General features: G+C 61.8%; 15 protein-coding genes. 10 read left to right on the forward strand and 5 right to left on the reverse strand.

Going from position 1 to position 15238, the window contains the following annotated elements; all coding sequences use genetic code 11:
- Positions 1–56 precede the first annotated feature (56 nt).
- The 3 genes from ACXAIC_RS14125 to ACXAIC_RS14135 are packed head-to-tail and all read left to right on the forward strand — an operon-like array spanning position 57 to position 3183.
- Positions 57–704: a shikimate kinase gene (locus ACXAIC_RS14125; protein ID WP_475180192.1), complete on the forward strand. Its 648-nt coding sequence runs from the start codon at positions 57–59 to the stop codon at positions 702–704.
- A 17-nt stretch (positions 705–721) separates the two neighbouring features.
- A complete protein-coding gene (gene aroB / locus ACXAIC_RS14130; RefSeq protein WP_475180196.1) occupies positions 722–1864 on the forward strand; it encodes a 3-dehydroquinate synthase in 1143 nt (380 codons plus the stop codon).
- Complete coding sequence (locus ACXAIC_RS14135) at positions 1861–3183, forward strand: HlyC/CorC family transporter (protein ID WP_475180197.1); 1323 nt, start codon at positions 1861–1863, stop codon at positions 3181–3183. Before aroB ends, ACXAIC_RS14135 begins: the two co-directional genes overlap by 4 nt.
- Positions 3184–3231: 48 nt before the next feature.
- On the opposite strand, the gene ACXAIC_RS14140 is transcribed toward ACXAIC_RS14135, so the two are convergent.
- The gene (locus ACXAIC_RS14140) at positions 3232–3534 is read right to left on the reverse strand and encodes a BolA family protein (RefSeq protein WP_475180199.1); all 303 of its coding nucleotides are present in this window, start codon (positions 3532–3534) and stop codon (positions 3232–3234) included.
- 181 nt (positions 3535–3715) lie between these two features.
- On the opposite strand from ACXAIC_RS14140, the gene ACXAIC_RS14145 reads away from it, so the two are divergent.
- The 4 genes from ACXAIC_RS14145 to ACXAIC_RS14160 all read left to right on the forward strand — a co-directional run bounded on the left by ACXAIC_RS14145 (position 3716) and on the right by ACXAIC_RS14160 (position 8349).
- Complete coding sequence (locus tag ACXAIC_RS14145) at positions 3716–4306, forward strand: DnaJ domain-containing protein (RefSeq protein ID WP_475180201.1); 591 nt, start codon at positions 3716–3718, stop codon at positions 4304–4306.
- Between the two features lie 65 nt (positions 4307–4371).
- Positions 4372–5358 carry a cobaltochelatase subunit CobS gene (gene cobS / locus ACXAIC_RS14150; protein WP_475180203.1) on the forward strand — a complete coding sequence of 329 codons (987 nt, stop codon included), beginning with the start codon at positions 4372–4374 and terminating at the stop codon, positions 5356–5358.
- Between the two features lie 7 nt (positions 5359–5365).
- Positions 5366–7273: a cobaltochelatase subunit CobT gene (gene cobT, locus ACXAIC_RS14155; RefSeq protein WP_475180206.1), complete on the forward strand. Its 1908-nt coding sequence runs from the start codon at positions 5366–5368 to the stop codon at positions 7271–7273.
- A gap of 2 nt (positions 7274–7275) precedes the next feature.
- Positions 7276–8349: an esterase-like activity of phytase family protein gene (locus tag ACXAIC_RS14160; RefSeq protein WP_475180209.1), complete on the forward strand. Its 1074-nt coding sequence runs from the start codon at positions 7276–7278 to the stop codon at positions 8347–8349.
- A 10-nt stretch (positions 8350–8359) separates the two neighbouring features.
- Here the strand turns inward: ACXAIC_RS14160 and ACXAIC_RS14165 are convergent, their stop codons facing one another.
- From ACXAIC_RS14165 to rpmB, 3 genes are all read right to left on the reverse strand, one after another.
- Positions 8360–8734, reverse strand: a complete 375-nt coding sequence (locus tag ACXAIC_RS14165; protein WP_475180211.1) for a GFA family protein — start codon at positions 8732–8734, stop codon at positions 8360–8362.
- 138 nt (positions 8735–8872) lie between these two features.
- A complete protein-coding gene (locus tag ACXAIC_RS14170) occupies positions 8873–9559 on the reverse strand; it encodes a VUT family protein (RefSeq protein ID WP_475180215.1) in 687 nt (228 codons plus the stop codon).
- A 17-nt stretch (positions 9560–9576) separates the two neighbouring features.
- Entirely contained in the window at positions 9577–9873 is a 297-nt protein-coding gene (gene rpmB / locus ACXAIC_RS14175; protein WP_475180219.1) for a 50S ribosomal protein L28, read from the reverse strand.
- Positions 9874–10218: 345 nt separating this feature from the next.
- Here rpmB and ACXAIC_RS14180 point away from each other — a divergent pair, with 345 nt between their 5' ends.
- The 3 genes from ACXAIC_RS14180 (at position 10219) to ACXAIC_RS14190 (ending at position 13929) form a co-directional block, all read left to right on the forward strand.
- Positions 10219–11049: a DUF3108 domain-containing protein gene (locus tag ACXAIC_RS14180; protein WP_475180223.1), complete on the forward strand. Its 831-nt coding sequence runs from the start codon at positions 10219–10221 to the stop codon at positions 11047–11049.
- 355 nt (positions 11050–11404) lie between these two features.
- On the forward strand, positions 11405–12364 hold the full coding sequence (locus ACXAIC_RS14185; protein ID WP_475180225.1) for an acetyl-CoA carboxylase carboxyltransferase subunit alpha: 960 nt from the start codon (positions 11405–11407) through the stop codon (positions 12362–12364).
- A gap of 401 nt (positions 12365–12765) precedes the next feature.
- On the forward strand, positions 12766–13929 hold the full coding sequence (locus tag ACXAIC_RS14190) for a L,D-transpeptidase family protein (RefSeq protein ID WP_475180228.1): 1164 nt from the start codon (positions 12766–12768) through the stop codon (positions 13927–13929).
- A gap of 119 nt (positions 13930–14048) precedes the next feature.
- On the opposite strand, the gene ACXAIC_RS14195 is transcribed toward ACXAIC_RS14190, so the two are convergent.
- Positions 14049–15101, reverse strand: coding sequence for a MaoC family dehydratase (locus ACXAIC_RS14195; protein ID WP_475180229.1), 1053 nt, complete (start codon positions 15099–15101; stop codon positions 14049–14051).
- Positions 15102–15238: the final 137 nt, after the last annotated feature.

Below are 15238 nucleotides of genomic sequence, written 5' to 3' on the forward strand. Positions count from 1 at the left end.
TGCGGCGGCTGTCTTCCACAGCGTGTCTTTTCTTCCGAATATGATACAACGCAGCCATGACTGAAACGGACAAGACGCGGGACAGTGACGTGTATACCGCCGAAACAAAAGCAAAACCTGTCGATCCCGGCCGTCTCGTTGCGGCACTCGGGAGGCGTTCGATCGTTCTGGTCGGCATTATGGGCTGCGGAAAATCAACGGTTGGCAAGCGCCTGGCGCACCGGCTCGGCCTTGAATTCATTGATGCCGATTCCGAAATAGAGCGGGCCGCCAACATGACGGTCTCTGAAATTTTCGCAGCGCATGGGGAGAGTTATTTCCGCTCTGGAGAAGAACGTGTCATTGCCCGGCTTCTGGGCGAGGGGCCACAGGTGCTGGCCACCGGCGGCGGCGCCTTCATGAGCGCGGCCACACGGGCCGAGATTGCGGCCAACGGCCTGTCGATCTGGCTGAAAGTGGATTTCGACACGGTCATGGCCCGGGTCCGGCGCCGGTCGACCCGGCCGCTGCTGCAGACCCCTGATCCGGAAGGCACCATGCGCAGGCTCATGGTTGAGCGCGAGCCGGTCTATGCCAAGGCGGCGTTGACGGTCACCTCAAAAGACGTGCCCCATGACGCGGTGGTGGATCAGATCATCACCACGCTGGCCGGGCACCTGTTTTCTGGTGAGGACACCGGGTCCTCGCCAGCTTCTTCTTCCTGATTTGGACTTTGATACCCATGACAGACACATCCGTCACGGACACCCTCCCGGACAGAAGGTCCGTTCATGTCGACCTCGGCGCGCGCAGCTATGAGATCAGGATCGGCCGGGGCGTTCTGGAGCGCGCCGGTGCGGAAATTGCGACCTTGCTGCCGGGCGCCCGCCTGGCCGTGGTTGCCGACGAAACCGTCGCAGGTCTTCATCTCGATGCTTTTGGCGCCAGTTTGCGGGCTGCCGGACTGGACTATACGGCGCTGACGGTTCCCCCTGGTGAAAGCACCAAATGCTTCCGGGAATTTGAACGCCTGTGTGACGAGGTTCTGGCAGCCCGACTGGAGCGCGGTGATGCGGTTGTCGCGCTGGGCGGGGGGGTTGTCGGCGATCTGGCAGGCTTCGTTGCCTCGGCCACCCGGCGCGGCATGGCCTTTGTGCAGGTTCCAACCTCGCTTCTGGCCCAGGTTGACAGCTCCGTCGGCGGCAAGACCGGCATCAATGCCCGCCAGGGCAAGAACCTGATCGGCGCTTTTTACCAGCCGGCGCTGGTGCTGGCCGACACCGCAGTGCTCGACACCTTGCCGCTTCGCGATTTCCGGGCCGGCTATGCAGAGGTTGCCAAATATGGCCTGCTCGGGGATGCGGCCTTTTTCGACTGGCTGGAGAACAACTGGCAGGCGGTCTTTGCCGGCGGGCCGGAGCGGGACGAGGCGGTGGCCTGGTCCTGCCAGGCCAAAGCGGATGTGGTCGCGGCGGACGAGTTGGAAAGCGGCCGCCGGGCGCTGCTCAATCTGGGTCACACTTTCGGCCACGCGCTGGAATCGGCCGTTGCCTATGAGACCGACCGGCTGGTGCATGGCGAAGGGGTCGCCATCGGCATGATGCTGGCCTATGAATTTTCCGAACGGCTGGGCCTGACCGGCGAGGACACGGTGCTTCGGGTGCGCAGGCATCTAAGCGACGTGGGCCTGCCGGTCACCATTCAGGACATTCCCGGGCAACTGCCGGGTGTGGACCTGTTCATGGATATCATCGCCCAGGACAAGAAAGTGAGCCGGGGGGCTCTGACCTTCATCCTGACCCGGGGCATTGGCGAGGCCTTCGTGGAAAAGGGCGTTGATCCGGCGCTGGTATCCGGTTTTCTCAAGGAGAAGCTTGACCCATGATGGAAACGGCTCTTTGGCTGGCGGTTCTCGCCATTTTTGTGCTTCTGTTCCTGTCCGGCTTCTTTTCCGGCTCGGAGACCGCGTTGACTGCGGCCTCCAGGGCGCGCATGCACCAGCTGGAAAAGACCGGAGACTGGCGGGCCCGGGTGGCTAGCCGCCTGATTGCCTCCCGCGAGCGGCTGATCGGGGCGCTGCTTCTGGGCAACAATCTGGTCAACATCCTTGCATCGGCCTTGGCAACCACCGTCTTTCTGAAGCTGTTTGGCGAGGCTGGTGTTGCGCTCGCCACTCTGGTCATGACGGCGCTGGTTCTGGTCTTTGCCGAAGTTCTGCCGAAAACCTGGGCGATTTCCAATCCGGAGCGGTTCGCGCTCATGGTCTCGCCCATCGTGCGCTTCATCGTGGCAATCTTTGGTCCGGTCGTGGTGGGGGTGGAATGGATCGTGCGGCTGCTCCTGCGTTTTGGCGGCGTGAAGATCGGCGATGATGCGTCGATCCTGTCCGCCCATGACGAATTGCGCGGCGCGGTGGATCTGCAGCATATCGAGGGTGGCCTGGAAAAAGGCGAGCGGGACCGTCTCGGCGGTCTTCTGGATCTGGCTGAGCTGGAAGTGTCCGACGTCATGGTGCACCGGACCAACATGCAGGCCCTCAATGCGGATGATGCGCCCGCCAAGCTTGTCGATGCGGCGCTGGCTTCCCCCTATACGCGCCTGCCGCTCTGGCGTGGCGAAAGCGACAATTTCATCGGGGTGCTGCATGCCAAGGATTTGTTGCGTGCGCTCCATGCGGCGGACGGCAAGGCGGATGGCATCGATATTCTGGAGATTGCGGCCCCGGCCTGGTTCGTGCCCGACACCACAAGCCTGCAGGATCAGCTCAACGCGTTTTTGCGCCACAAGGCCCATTTCGCCCTCGTTGTCGATGAATATGGCGAGGTGATGGGGCTGGTGACCCTGGAAGATATTCTGGAGGAGATCGTCGGCGAGATTGCCGATGAGCATGATCTGGAGCTGGAAGGCCTCAGGCCCCAGGCGGACGGGTCCGTGATTGTTGACGGCTCGGTGCCGATCCGAGATCTCAACCGGGCCGCCGACTGGAGCCTTCCGGATGATGAGGCCACAACCATTGCCGGGCTGGTGATCCATGAGGCCCGCATGATCCCGGAAGAGCGTCAGATCTTCACCTTCCACGGGTTCCGCTTCACGGTGCTGCGCCGGGAAAAAAACCGGATCACCCGGCTGCGGATCATGCCGCTTGGTCAGACCCGCCCGGTTGCGGGTGCTGAGGCGCCGCGCACGGCAGCCCCGGCGGAATAATCCGCCAGGGGCAAGAAGACTTGTTGTGATCGAGACGGGTGCTGCGGGTCAGCCCTGGTTCGCCAGACGCGCTGCACGCGGGTCCGTCTCACCGGTGGCCCGGATTTCCAGGGCCAGGGCATGAACGCCTCCGGCCAGTTCCTCAGCCAGCAATTCGTTGATGGCCCGGTGCCGGGCAACCCGGCTCATGCCCTCAAACGCTTTGGCGGCAATCTGAACGCGAAAATGCGTTTCACCGCCTTCCCGCCAGCCGCCATGGCCCCTGTGCTTGTCGGATTCGTCAATAACAGTCAGGGCATCAGGGGCATAGGCCGCTTGAAGCTTGGCGGTAATGGTTTCTTTTATGCTCATGGGTTCCAACGTGTGGCCGGAGTTTTCAAAGTCAAGTCTTTGCGGGTTCAGTCGCGGCTGATAGAGTATCGGGCTGTTCCTGAGCATTCAGCATCAGGCACCGGAAATTAGCTTTGGACACCGGCGAAATGCAACAGCCCGCAGCTTGCCCGCCGCCCTTCGGACATTGATATTCGACCATATGAAACTGAATTCAAAACTCTTCGACAGCATCCGGGTGAAACCGGACAAGGAGCGCGCTGCGCAGGAGACGCATCCGGTGTGCGATCACCCGGGCTGCAAGCGTCCCGGTGTGCACCGGGCCCCGAAAGGCCGGGACCGGGAAGGGCAATATTTCAATTTCTGCGTGGATCATGTCCGTGAGTACAACAAGTCCTACAATTATTTCATCGGTATGGGGGATGACGACGTCCGCTCCTACCAGAAGGACAGTCTGACCGGACACCGGCCGACCTGGAAAATGGGCGTGAACAAGCAGGCGGCGGACGGTCCGGACGGGTTCGACCCTCGTGCAAAAATGCGCGGCCACGCCCAGCAGCGGGCCGAGCAGGTGCGCCGTCCGCGGCAGAGAAAGCTGCTGACGCTTGAAAAACGGTCCCTGGATGTGCTCAATCTGCCCTATACAGCCCGTGGCGCGGAGATAAAAGCGCGCTATAAGGAGCTGGTGAAATTGAACCATCCGGACGCCAATGGCGGAGACAGATCTTCCGAGGACCGCCTGCGGGAGATCATTCAGGCCTATAACGTTCTGAAGAAAGCCGGTTTCCTTTAAGTTTGCAGGGTCCTGCAAACTTTCCCCAAATGATCCCTCCCGGCATCCGGGACAGCGGAGGACTAATGACTGAGACGACGACTGCCGCCATGGCCATGCCGGATATTGAAGTGTCTGTTGAAGAGGTGTTCGGATTTGCTTCCAGCCTCAAGGTTCCAGCCTTCTCTGCCCCGTCCGAGCACGTGCCGGAGCGCGACGAGGACTACCTGTTCGACAAGGCGACGACGCTGGCGATCCTGGCAGGCTTTGCCCATAACCGACGCGTCATGGTGACCGGCTATCACGGCACCGGCAAGTCGACCCATATCGAGCAAGTGGCCGCCCGGCTCAACTGGCCCTGTATCCGCGTCAATCTCGACAGTCACATCTCGCGGATTGATCTGGTCGGCAAGGACGCCATTGTCATCAAGGACGGCAAGCAGGTCACCGAATTCAAGGACGGCATTCTGCCCTGGGCCTACCAGCACAATGTGGCACTGGTCTTTGACGAATATGATGCGGGCCGCCCGGACGTGATGTTCGTGATCCAGCGCATTCTGGAATCGTCCGGCCGCCTGACCCTTCTGGACCAGAGCCGGGTGATCCGGCCCCATGCGGCCTTCCGCCTGTTTGCCACAGCCAACACGGTCGGCCTTGGCGATACCTCCGGTCTTTATCACGGCACCCAGCAGATCAACCAGGCCCAGATGGACCGCTGGTCCATCGTGACCACACTCAACTATCTGCCCCATGACAAAGAGGTCGATATCGTCCTGTCCAAGGCCAAGCATTTCCAGTCGGATGAAGGCCGCAACACGGTGTCGAAGATGGTCCGTCTCGCGGACATGACCCGCAACGCTTTCATCAATGGCGACCTGTCGACTGTGATGAGCCCGCGCACGGTGATCACCTGGGCGGAAAATTCCGAGATTTTCGGCGACACGGGCTTCGCCTTCCGCCTGACCTTCCTCAACAAATGCGACGACATGGAACAGTCGCTGGTGGCCGAATTCTACCAGCGCTGCTTCGGCGAAGACCTTCCCGAGTCCTCCGTTAATGTCGTGATGAGCTGAGGCACCCATGGCACCACGTCCTGGCAGTAATTCCATGCCGGGCAACAAGCCCGCGCCGACCACGGAACCGTTCAAGCAGTCGGTTACCGGAACCATGCGGGCGATTGCCGGCGAGGCGGAACTGGAAGTCGTCTTTTCCGGCGATCGGCCGGGATTGAGCGGCCTGACGGCCCGTTTGCCGGAGCCCTCGCGCAAGGTCACCGGGCGCGACATTGCCATCACACGAGGCCTGTCCGATGCCATGGCTCTGCGCCTTGCCTGTCATGACAAGACGGTGCATTCGAAGAACATGCCACAGGGCGCTGATGCGCGGGCAATTTTCGAGGCGGTGGAACAGGCCCGGTGTGAGGCGGTCGGAGCCCGGCGCATGCAAGGGGTGGCCGACAATCTGGCCATCATGCTGGAAGACCGGTTCCGCAAGTCCGGCGCGCCGGACATTGCCAGCCGGGAGGAGGCCCCGCTTCAGGACGCGCTTTCGCTGATCGTGCGCGAACGTCTGACCGGCGCCACACCGCCGGACAGTGCCAAACCGCTGGTGGACATGTGGCGTGGCTGGATCGAGGAGAAGGCCGGCGGGGATCTGGATCTCCTGTCTGACGCGCTTGAGGATCAGGACGGCTTTGCCACGCGGCTGCGCGACGTGCTGAAATCCCTCGATATGGGCGATGAGCTGGGCGATCAGGACCAGGACACCGATCCGGACCAGAGCGAAGACCAGGGCAACAATGACGACGCCGAGACCGGCGACGACGATGAAGAGACCGGCGGCGAGCAGGAAGCCTCGCCGCAGGAGATGGAGCTGTCCGGCGAAGAGCAGGACAGCGGCGAGACCGAAGCCGCCGATGCCGAAATGGACGAGTTTGCCGAGCAGGATATGGCGGAGGAGTCGGAAGACGCCGGTGAAAGCGACCGCCAGGAGATGCCGTTCTCCAATCGGCCGGAAACCGACTACCGGGTGTTCACCAGGCAGTTTGATGAAACAGTGACGGCGGAAGAGTTGTGTGATGCGGCCGAACTGGACAGGCTGCGCGGCTTTCTGGACAAGCAGCTCACCCATTTGCAAGGGGCCGTGGCCCGCCTGGCCAACCGGCTGCAGCGCAAGCTGATGGCGCAACAGAACCGCTCCTGGGATTTTGATCTGGAAGAGGGCCTGCTCGACACGGCCCGGCTCACACGGGCGGTCACGGACCCCATGGCGCCGCTGGCCTTCAAGCAGGAGCGGGACACGAATTTCCGCGACACGGTGGTGACGCTGCTTCTGGACAATTCCGGCTCCATGCGCGGTCGCCCGATCACGGTGGCGGCCACCTGTGCCGATATTCTGGCGCGCACCCTGGAGCGCTGCGGCGTGAAAGTGGAAATTCTCGGCTTCACCACCAAGGCCTGGAAAGGCGGACAGTCCCGGGAAAGCTGGATCGGGGCGGGCAAGCCGCCGTCACCGGGCCGCCTCAATGACCTGCGCCACATCATTTACAAATCCGCCGATGCGCCCTGGCGGCGGGCCCGGCGCAATCTCGGCCTGATGATGCGCGAGGGCCTGTTGAAGGAAAATATCGACGGGGAGGCGCTGACCTGGGCGCATGAGCGTCTTCTGGCCCGGCCGGAACAGCGGCGCATTTTGATGATGATCTCCGACGGCGCGCCGGTGGATGACACGACCCTGTCGGTCAATCCGGGAAATTATCTGGAACGGCATTTGCGCTATGTGATCGAGGAGATCGAGACCCGGTCCCCGGTCGAGCTGATTGCCATCGGCATTGGCCACGACGTCACCCGCTATTACCGGCGGGCGGTCACCATTGTGGATGCGGAAGAGCTGGCCGGGGCGATGACCGACCAGCTGGCTGACCTTTTCGACGATGAAGTCCAGGACGCCCAGCAGGGCCGCAGCCGGCGCCGGGGCGGGCGCAGATAAAGATGGCCTGGCAGTTCAGGAGCGCGCCCTGGCCGCGCCGGAGCCTGCGGGTCGCATCTGCCGTCTTTTTTTTTGGGGTGCTGGCGCTTGAGATAGTGTTTGGTCCCACTCAAGCTGCTGCCCGAACCGCGTCAGATCTGCTCTCGGAGGGCCGGCCGGTCACCGTGCGTACCAAGCCGATCGGCGCCTTTCATATCGGGTTCAAGGACACACGGTTCGGCGCCCTGACCTTTCTCGGCGGGCTGGAACTTCTGGCCTCCAGCCGCAACGTCGGCGGGCTGTCCGGGCTGCTTACGCTGGATGGCGGCGCAGAATTTCTGGCGGTCACCGACAATGGCCATTGGGTCACCGGCAAGGTTCGCCAGACCGGGGAGGGGGTGCCGCTCGGGATTGAAGAGGTGCGCTTTGCGCCGCTGGTGAATGCCTCCGGCAAAACACTCCGGGCGGCCTGGGGTCATGATACCGAGGCGCTGGCCCTGGCCGCCTCCGGTCTTTATGTGACGGCGGAATATCAAAACGCGATTTATCATTATCCATGGCCACTGAGAACCGGTCAGGAGCGGATGACCGGTCAGGTTGCTGTGTCTGAGGCGATCAAGACTCTGCCGCGCAATGCGGGGCTGGAAGCGCTTGCGGCGGGGCCGGCAGGTGGTCCGTTGGCAGGCAAGCTGGTGGCGGTGGCCGAATCCAGCCCGAGTGAAGCCCATGACCTGTCCGCTTTTCTCATCGGCTCCGAGGGGGGGGCGCGCTTTACGATCAAACGATCCGGCCGGTTTGACGCTACTGATGCGGCCTTTCTGCCCGGTGGCGATCTTGTTTTGATGGAGCGCCGGTTCAACCTGCGCGACCTGATTGGTCTGCGCCTGCGCCGTTTTTCAGGCGACAGGATCAAAGCCGGGGCCGTGCTGGAAGGCGAGGTGCTGCTGGAGGCCGGTTTTGACTATCAGATCGACAATATGGAAGGTCTGGCCGTTCATCAGACCCCAAAGGGCGACACCATCCTGACGCTTGTCTCCGACGACAACCGCTCGATCCTGCAGCGGACACTGTTCTTAAGGTTCCGGCTGGAGGAGTAGGTGGCGCTCGTCAAGGCTCCCGGTCCCGCTCATACCGGTCTTGCAGCGGAAACGGTGGCAGCCAGCTCTCGCGGCGCAGGGTCCAGAGTTCGTATGTCGGGGTGAGCTGATCCGGCGCGTCAAAAGATCCGAGATGCAGTTCTATCTCCTCTCCCGTGCAGGAAAAGACGGAGGAGCCGCAGGCGGGGCAGAAGTGGCGGCCCTGATACTGTCCTGTTTCTCCTTCAACCTGAACCGCGTCCCGGGGGAAGATTGCGGAGGCGTGAAACAGTGCCCCGTGGTGTTTGCGGCAATCCAGGCAATGGCACAGGCCGACACGCAGAGGGGGACCCGCTGCTTTGAAGCGGACTTTGCCGCATAGACAGCCGCCTTCATAGGGTTCCATGCTGTTTCTCCCGTGATCTGGTCACCTTCCAGACGCGATCAGCCTAACAAAAGGAACCTGGACCGACGCTGAGCGCTTTGAAATCCGGATTTGTGTCCAAACAAAATTGGCGCCGTGCGGCGACAGATTGCCGTGCGATCAAGCAGCTGTTCCGTTGGGCTCCTGCTGGAACAGGCTGAGCACAATCCGGTAGGGGGCGAGCAGGGCCAGGGCGACGAGCATTTTGACCAGGAAATCTCCGGCGGCCAGGGACGTCCACAGCAGAACGTCCGGCGCCGAGCCGATGCCTAAAAGCGGCACGGGAAAGGCAAGAGAGCTGTCCTCCATGCCGAACAGGCCGTCGACAAAGGCAAAGCTTGCTGAAAAAGCAATGCCGAAAAAGAGCAAGGTATCGACCACTGAGCCGATCAGGGAGGAGGTCACCGGGGCTTTCCACCAGGCTAGGCGGCGCAACCGGTCGAAAACCGTCACGTCCAGCAGCTGAGCCACCAGGAACGCGGTGCCGGAGGCAATCAGGATACGCGGTGTCGTGAAGGCTTCATTGGCGGCCCAGAACCCCAGCGGCACCAGAATGGCAAGGGCAAAGCCTGCCAGCACCACCTTGCGCGCGGCGGAGGGGCCGAAGCGGCGGTTGGTCAGGTCGGTCACCAGAAACGCTACCGGATAGGTGAAAGCGCCCCAGGTGAGGGTGTCGGCCAGATTGACGCCTCCGATCACCTGATCGACCGGAAACTGCACCAGATAGTTGGAGGCCAGAACGACAAGCGCCATCGCGGCAATCGCGATGGCGTTATGGCCCACGGAGAAGCTCCGGGTATCCGTCATGGGGTGTCCCCGAAAGGTTAAGCGGCAGCGGCCTCAGCCTGCTTGCGCTTGACGCTGACCTTGATCTTGCGGGCGGCGTCGGACAGCTGGTCGTCGGACGCCTTCAGCAGATAAGCGTCCAGGCCGCCACGGTGCTCAACGGAGCGCAGGGCATGGGCGCTGACTTTCAGCTTGAAGGTCTCGCCGAGCGTGTCGCTCATCAAGGACACATTGCACAGGTTCGGCAGGAACCGGCGGCGGGACTTGTTGTTTGCGTGCGAGACATTGTTGCCCGTCATCACATCTTTGCCGGAGAGTTCGCAACGGCGTGCCATGGTATCACCTTTTGTTTTCGTGGCTGGGCCGTTCCATGGAACCCAGCAAGTCCAAACCGGACCCGGCGCGGACCTGAGGCCCGGCGACATCGTCTCCGGCATTTCTCGGAAAAAGTTGCCCCGCTATAATGGCAGTGTGCGTCAACGTCAAGACATCTCATGCCCTTCGGCGCGATTCTGTGATTTTATTCGCATGAAGGCGACCTGTTAACCACTGAGTTACCATAATTGAGAATGATTGTGGCAGGTCTCCGGGCGGGTTTCATGGTACTGTGACGCACGGGGACCAGTGTTTGGCGCGGGGGCGCATGTCGTTGCCGGAAGGCGGCGCGGAGGTTTTTTGAAGTGTTTGGTCTGACGTCACTCGGACGCTTTGCCGTCCTTCCCATGCTCGCCGCTGCGCTGATGGTATCTCCGGCGCAGGCGAAGAAGAACGGCGTTGGCGGCGTCTATTCCATTTCTCTGGCCGGCTTCAAGATCGGGCGGGGCACCTTGTCCCTTGCCATGCAGGGCAATGCCTATTCAGCCAAGGTGACGGTGGAACCCGCCGGGATCGGCACGCTGTTTTCCACCGGCAAGGGCGGGGCGGAAGCCTCCGGCTGGCTGGTCGGCTCGAAAGTGGTGCCCTCCAAATACCGCATGGCCTCCCATGCGGCCAATCTGGATTTTTATGTCAACCTGACCCAGGGCTCGCGCAACATCCGCTCCATGGAAGTCGCACCCCAGTTCAAGCCCAATCCGGAGCGCATCAAGATCACCAACCGCCACAAGCGCAACGCCATCGATCCGCTCAGTGCGGCGCTGATGCCGGTGGGCCGGGCCAAAGACAGCCTCGGGCCCAAGGCCTGCTCGCGCAAGCTGCCGGTGTTTGACGGCTGGACCCGCTTTGACATCAAGCTGAGCTATTCGGGCACCAAGGAAGTGTCCGGGCGCGGCTATGACGGTACGGTTGTCGTGTGCAAGGCGCAGTGGGTTCCCGTTGCCGGGCACCGGCCCTCCAAAGAGTCGGTCAAATATATGGCCAAGGCCAATATGGAAGTGTGGATTGCCCCGATGGGCCGGGAGAATGTCCTGCTGCCCTACCGCATTTCCATCGACACCAAAAACGGCCGTCTGCTTGTGGAAGCCAGCAAGCTGGCCATTGATGGCGCCGGTGACGTCCAGGCGGCCCGCTAAGCTCCCGTTGCCAGCCGCCCGGACCCGCCGGGTGGTGAGCGCGGCAAAAAGGGCTCTCCTTTCTCTCCAGCCTTATATGCCTGCGCAGGTGGGCTGTGCTGCTCAAGACCGGCGGCGGGCGTAAACGGGTTCCCCCGGGCCGGGGAGATTTTCGCCTAAGTTTCAGAAGCCCGGATCAGGCCCAAGGCTTGCGCCCTCTTGCGTCTCTTGATAGAGCGCTCCACATTACGTCCCTGGAGCGGCGGGAGATCGGTCCTGCTGCCTGCCTTGGGCGTGGCCATAAGGCCGTACTGTCGGTTTACCGGTTCTGGCGGGCTGTTGCTCCCGGGCCGGGTTGTTTCGGGTAAACACATACATGCACAGCTATCTCGAGTTCGAAAAGCCCGTTGCGGATATTGAAGGCAAGATCCAGGAATTGCGGGCAATCGCGGCCGAAGATGGCGAAGCCGTCAATGTGGACAGCGAAATTGACCGGCTGAAGACCAAATCCGCCCAGACCCTGCAGGATCTTTACGCCCGGCTGACCCCCTGGCAGAAAACCCTGGTTGCCCGGCATCCGGACCGTCCCCATGCGGTCGACTATATTGCCGGACTGATCGAGGATTTCATGCCGCTGTCCGGCGACCGCAAATTTTCCGACGACCATGCGCTGATTGCTGGCATCGGCCGGTTCCGTGGCCAGTCGGTGGCCATTCTGGCCCAGGAAAAGGGCCATGACACGGAAACCCGGCTCAAGCATAATTTTGGCATGGCCCGTCCGGAAGGCTACCGCAAGGCGGTCCGCGTCATGGAGCTGGCGGAACGCTTCGGCATTCCCCTGATCAGCTTTGTCGACACGTCCGGCGCCTATCCGGGCCGGGGCGCGGAAGAGCGCGGCCAGTCTGAAGCCATTGCCCGGTCTACCGATGTGGGCCTGGGCCTTGGCACGCCGTCCATTGCGCTGGTGATTGGCGAGGGCGGCTCCGGCGGGGCGATTGCCATTGCTACGGCCAACAAGGTGTTGATGCTGGAACACGCAATCTATTCCGTGATCTCGCCGGAAGGGGCGGCCTCCATCCTGTGGCGAGACAGCGCCAAGGCCCAGGATGCGGCCACCGCGCTGAAGATCACTGCGCAGGACCTGAAACAGCTTGGCGTGATCGACGATATCATCTCCGAACCGGTCGGCGGTGCCCACCGGGCCCGCGAAATCGTGATCGATGCGGCTGGCCGCTCCATTGAGGCAGCTCTGGAAGATCTGGCCGGTTTGAGCGCCGAAGAGATCCGCAAACACCGGCGCGAGAAGTTCGTGGCCATTGGCCGCAACCTGACCTGACAGCAGGGTTAATGGGGCTAACGCTCTGGAAAATAGACCAAAACGGTGAGGAGGCGGCCTCGGGGTGCGCCTCTTTTGCCATTCTGTGGCCAGATTTTGCCTGCATTCAGGTGCTTCAAGGGCTTAAAGAGAGGGCCGGGACGGGGTTTTCTGTTCCTATCACCGGATTGTGCTTCGCGGGGATAGGAACGTTTCAGTAACTTATCGTCAACCATCCTTGCCTAGCCTTTGCGCGGGGGCATGACGCGGGAAACCGGCTCCGCTGGGCAGAAAATCTGCCGGGGCTCCAGGGTTTTCAGACAGTTTGGGAACGAAACATGGTCTTTGGGCGCCGTTCATATTTGCCAGCCGGTCTTCATAAAGGCCCAGCCGGGCCGGGCCGCCGCAGGGCGGTGCGGGCCGTGGCGCTGGCCGTTGCGGCCGGTCTTCTGGCGGCCTGTCAGGCCGATGAGTTCGGCACGGGCCCCAAACATCTTCGTCCGGTGTCGGACTCCGTCAAGCGCAAGATGTCCGACCTCAACATGAGCTCGACCTCGCCGATCATGATCCGCATCTTCAAGGAAGAATCTGAGCTGGAGGTTTGGAAACAGACCCGGACAGGCAAATACAAGCTGCTCAAGGATTTCGAGATCTGCAAATGGTCCGGCAAGCTGGGCCCGAAATTCAAGGAAGGCGACCGGCAGGCCCCGGAAGGCTTTTATGAAATCACCCCGGCGCTGATGAACCCGAATTCCAGCTATCATCTGGCGTTCAATCTGGGCTATCCGAACAAGTATGACCGGGCCCACGGGCGCACCGGCTCGCATCTGATGGTCCATGGCGCCTGCTCCTCGCGCGGTTGTTATGCCATGACCGACGAGCAGGTTCAGGACATTTATGCCCTCGCCCGCGACAGCTTCAAAGGCGGGCAGAAATCCTTCCAGGTGCAGGCGTTTCCCTTCCGCATGACACCGGAAAACATGGCCCGGCACCGGGACAGCGAGCATCTGGATTACTGGAAGATGCTGAAAACCGGATATGACCATTTTGAGGTCACCAACCAGCCGCCGAAAGTGGCGGTCTGCGAAAAGAAATACGTCTTTGACGCCACCCCGCTGGTGCAGGGCGTGCCCTTCCGGGCCAGCGCCAAATGCCCCGACTATCAGATCAGCCCGCGCATTGCCTCGGCCGTCGCCGCCAAGGAACGCAAGGATGATGAAAAGTTCCAGCAGCTTGCTGCCCGGTTCGAGGCCCGCGAAGAGCGCCAGAAGCGCTGGGAAGAACGCTCCGAGCGGTTTGCCGAAGCGCTTGGCGGCGGCAAGCAGGACGGCGAGGAACCGCTGACCACGGCGGCCATTCCGTCAGAAGGTTCCAAGACCGCCCAGACACCGGTTCCCGAGGCACCTCCGGCCGCTGCCGCTGCAGCAGGCACGCCGGTGGAAACCGCCTATGCGCCGGATGACAAGGCGAAGAGCGGCGCGGCTGGGGGCTTCCTGAAACGCTGGATGCCCTTTGGCAGCAAGACTGCGGAAGATGTTGCTGTCGGGCCGATCGCAACGGATGTGGTGCCAAGCGCCAAACCCTGACGTGCCGTCTTATACATAGCGTAATTCCGGCGGCCACTCTCCTTTTATGCCTCTTGGGGCGTGTGCTACGACCCCGCATCATAGGCTCAGGAGAGTGGCCGCCGGAATTACGCTATGTATTATTTGGGCATGAGCGCCCAAAGGTCGAAATCCAGAATGACATTGTCCTGATAGGCGCCGTCCGCGTCTTTCAAGGGAAAGTCGTGACAGGGGCGGTTTTTGGTGGCCACAAGGCGCAGGCGCAGGGCGCCCACATCTGCCCGGCCGTCGATGGAGGCCTTGTCCAGCACTTCTGACCAGGCATAAACGGTGTCGCCCGCAAAAAGCGGCGCCACATGGCGGCCGCCATTGATCCCGGCAATGTGGAACGCATTGGCCAGCCCGTTGAAGGACAGCGCCCGGGCCAGCGAAATCACATGGCCCCCATAGACCAGCCGTCTGCCGAACCGGCCCTTGGCTTCGGTATTCTGGTTGAAATGCACCTTGGCCGTGTTCTGGTACAGCCGGGTCGCCATCTGGTGCTCGGCCTCTTCCACGGTCATGCCATCCACATGGTCGATTTTCTCGCCAATGGCATAGTCGGAAAACCGGAAGCTGGCGCCCGACAGGTTGTCGTCCCAATGAAGCGTGTCCAGAAGGGGCACCGCCGTGCCAAGTGCCTGTGGGTCAAGGGCGGCGGGCAGCTCCGGCACCACCGGGTCTGGGGCGGGGCTGGCCGCCTCCCGCTTGTTCACCATCACCCAGCGCACATAATCCAGCACTTCTGTGCCATCGGACGTGTAGCCTGTGGAGCGCACATAAACGACCCCGGTCCGGCCGTTGGAATTTTCCTTCTTGCCGATCACTTCCGAGACGGTCGACAGGGTGTCGCCCGGATAGACAGGCGCCAGAAACCGCCCGCCCGCATAGCCCAGATTGGCCACCGCATTGAGGGAAATATCCGGCACGGTCTTGCCGAAGACAATGTGGAAGGTCAGAAGATCATCCACCGGCGCATGGGCATAGCCTAGGGATCTTGCCAAGGCGTCCGACGACTGGACGGCGAAGCGGGAGCCATAGAGCGCGGTATAGAGCGCCTGATCGCCGCTGGTCACCGTGCGCGGCACTGCATGGCGGATCACCTGGCCAATGTCAAAATCCTCAAAGAAATTGCCGCGATTGGTCTTGCTCACCAGATCCTCCCAGGCTGCGGGTGCAAAGCGGACGGATTAGAGCCTATCGCAGTGCACATGGGCAAGTCAGACGTTTTGCGGATGGGAAGTTCATTTGGGTCGTTTGACGATTGTTGTTCTGTTCCGGAAAGCTGATA

It is taken from the genome of Roseibium sp. AWQ4_254, assembly GCF_056161025.1.

Bases quoted from the DNA above. Each gene is read 5' to 3' on its own strand.
- ACXAIC_RS14140 (WP_475180199.1), bottom strand. From the start codon at position 3,534: ATGAGCATAAAAGAAACCATTACCGCCAAGCTTCAAGCGGCCTATGCC.
- ACXAIC_RS14170 (WP_475180215.1), bottom strand. From the start codon at position 9,559: ATGACGGATACCCGGAGCTTCTCCGTGGGCCATAACGCCATCGCGATT.
- rpmB (WP_475180219.1), bottom strand. From the start codon at position 9,873: ATGGCACGCCGTTGCGAACTCTCCGGCAAAGATGTGATGACGGGCAAC.
- cobT (WP_475180206.1), top strand. From the start codon at position 5,366: ATGGCACCACGTCCTGGCAGTAATTCCATGCCGGGCAACAAGCCCGCG.
- ACXAIC_RS14165 (WP_475180211.1), bottom strand. From the start codon at position 8,734: ATGGAACCCTATGAAGGCGGCTGTCTATGCGGCAAAGTCCGCTTCAAA.
- ACXAIC_RS14185 (WP_475180225.1), top strand. From the start codon at position 11,405: ATGCACAGCTATCTCGAGTTCGAAAAGCCCGTTGCGGATATTGAAGGC.
- aroB (WP_475180196.1), top strand. From the start codon at position 722: ATGACAGACACATCCGTCACGGACACCCTCCCGGACAGAAGGTCCGTT.
- ACXAIC_RS14160 (WP_475180209.1), top strand. From the start codon at position 7,276: ATGGCCTGGCAGTTCAGGAGCGCGCCCTGGCCGCGCCGGAGCCTGCGG.
- ACXAIC_RS14145 (WP_475180201.1), top strand. From the start codon at position 3,716: ATGAAACTGAATTCAAAACTCTTCGACAGCATCCGGGTGAAACCGGAC.
- cobS (WP_475180203.1), top strand. From the start codon at position 4,372: ATGACTGAGACGACGACTGCCGCCATGGCCATGCCGGATATTGAAGTG.
- ACXAIC_RS14135 (WP_475180197.1), top strand. From the start codon at position 1,861: ATGATGGAAACGGCTCTTTGGCTGGCGGTTCTCGCCATTTTTGTGCTT.
- ACXAIC_RS14125 (WP_475180192.1), top strand. From the start codon at position 57: ATGACTGAAACGGACAAGACGCGGGACAGTGACGTGTATACCGCCGAA.